2 protein-coding genes are annotated in these 2084 nt (G+C 69.9%); one reads left to right on the top strand and one right to left on the bottom strand.

Annotated features, from left to right (window positions below):
* The coding region (locus PO768_RS28635) for a phospholipase D-like domain-containing protein (protein WP_272648767.1) at positions 1 to 711 on the top strand (711 nt) is incomplete at its 5' end.
* Positions 712 to 804: 93 nt separating this feature from the next.
* Here PO768_RS28635 and PO768_RS28640 read toward each other — a convergent pair.
* Positions 805 to 2064, bottom strand: a complete 1260-nt coding sequence (locus PO768_RS28640) for a rhodanese-like domain-containing protein (RefSeq protein WP_442953320.1) — start codon at positions 2062 to 2064, stop codon at positions 805 to 807.
* Between the last annotated feature and the right edge of the window lie 20 nt (positions 2065 to 2084).

A 2084-nucleotide genomic window follows, 5' to 3' on the forward strand; every position in this document is an offset into this window, starting at 1 on the left:
CTGCGCGCGCTGGTGCGCAGCCCCGAGCCGATCGCGCGGCTGCGCCGCCTGGCCCGGCGCCTGCGCATGCCGCGCAACCGCTACCGCCGCAACAGCCCGCAGCAGCAAAAACGCCGCGAGCAGGAGCTGCCGCCGGTCTGCGCCGCTTTCGTGCTGCGCGACAACCTGCGCCAACGCCGCACCATCGAGCGCAGCTATATCGACGCGATCCGTGCGGCCCGCGATCAGGTCGATCTGATCACGCCTTATTTCTATCCCGGCCACGGCTTTCGGCGCGCGCTGCGCGATGCCGCGCGGCGCGGCGTGCGGGTGCGCCTGCTGCTGCAGGGCAAGCTCGACTACCGCATCGCCGGAATGGCGGCCCAGGCTCTGTATGCCGAGCTGCTGGGCCATGGCGTGCAGATCTACGAGTACACGCCGGCCTATCTGCATGCCAAGGTCGGCGTGGTCGACGAGGACTGGGCCACGGTGGGCAGCTCCAATATCGACCCGCTGTCGCTGCTGCTGAACCTGGAGGCCAATGTGGTGGTGCACGACGCAGCGTTCGCACGCAGCGTGGCGGCCGAGTTCGAGGCCGCGCTGGCGGTGTCTCACCGCGTCGACATGCGCGAGCTCAGCGGCGGGGGACTGCGCGGCGTGCTGCGCCGCGCGCTGGTGGCCTGGGCCGCCTATGTCTATCTGCGAGTGGCGGGGGCAACAGGACGCTACTAGGGCGTCCTGTTGAGACGCTAGGGAAGCGTCCTGTCGGGGGACTGCGCCCGTCGCGCCGCTACAGCAGCCCGACCTTGATATCGGCAAAGCCCATCAGCCGCAGCAGCACGTAGCCGATGGCGGCCTCGCCAGCATCGTCGCCGACACTGATGATCTGCGCATGGCGCGGCAGTCCGGCCTTGGCCAGCAGGCTCCAGATCTCNTGATATCGGCAAAGCCCATCAGCCGCAGCAGCACGTAGCCGATGGCGGCCTCGCCAGCATCGTCGCCGACACTGATGATCTGCGCATGGCGCGGCAGTCCGGCCTTGGCCAGCAGGCTCCAGATCTCGTGTGCCGGCTTGGGGCGGCCGCCGGCATCGAGCAGCTGGCCGTAGGGCAGGTGCACGGTCTTGCCCGGCAGCGCGGAGCGGGGCGGCTGCGCGCCCAGGGCCAGGTAGACCAGGGGCAGGCCGGAGGCGGCTGCGTCGGTGCCCCTCACGATCACCAGCCGGGGCGCCGCCCTGTAGTCCACCGGCGCGATGGTCGGGTCCAGCGCCGGTTTCTTCGCACCAACCCGGGTCGGCTCCTTGCTCAGACTCAGGCCGCGCAGGCCCCAGTCGTCGACCGAGTCCAGCAGCAGCGAGACCTTACGCTGACCCAGTTGCTCCAGCAGCGCGAACACCAGCGCCGAGCGCTTGTTGAGCCCGCCCTCGGAGACGATCACCGCCTCATGCGCCGGGTCGACGCCGGCCGGGCCCAGCAGCGCGGCGAGGCGTTCCGGGCGTGCCAGGTCTTGCTGAAAGCGCTCGGCCGGCAGGCTCAGGGCAAAGGGTACGTGACCCAGCGCATAGGCCTCGGCCGGGCGCACATCGATGATGCTGATCGGGCTGTGGCTGAAGGTGCGCAACATGGTGTTGCTGAAGCCATTGAGCCAGTCAGCATCGCGCAGCAGGGCGGGCGCCGCATAGCTCCACAGCGGCAGGCCGCGCGGGTCCTCCAGCCATTCCTTTTGCGAGCCCTGATAGAGCGCCACCCGAGGGTAGCCGAGCAGGAATTTCAGCGCGAAATAGGGCACGCTGGCGGCCACGCCGCCGCCGCAATAGCTATAGACCTGCTGCTCGCGGCGCACGCCCAGATGGGCCATCAAGGCCTCCAGCTCGGCGCGCGGCTTGAAGGTCTTGTCGGGCCGGAAGTAGTCGTCTGTCGGCGTCAGCAGCGCATGCGGCACATGGCCGCCTCGGCTGAAAAATTTGGCGCCGCCGTAGTAGTAGGGTGGGTCCAGTGCCTCCAGCAGCGCATGGCCGGCCGGGTCACCGGCGCCGGCCAGGAACTCGGGCAGCCGTGCCCGGACCTCCTCGCGCAGCGCGCCCACGCGGACATCGCCGGGCGGCG

It is taken from the genome of Paucibacter sp. XJ19-41, from assembly GCF_028462495.1.
Taxonomy (GTDB): Bacteria; Pseudomonadota; Gammaproteobacteria; order Burkholderiales; family Burkholderiaceae_C; genus Roseateles_E.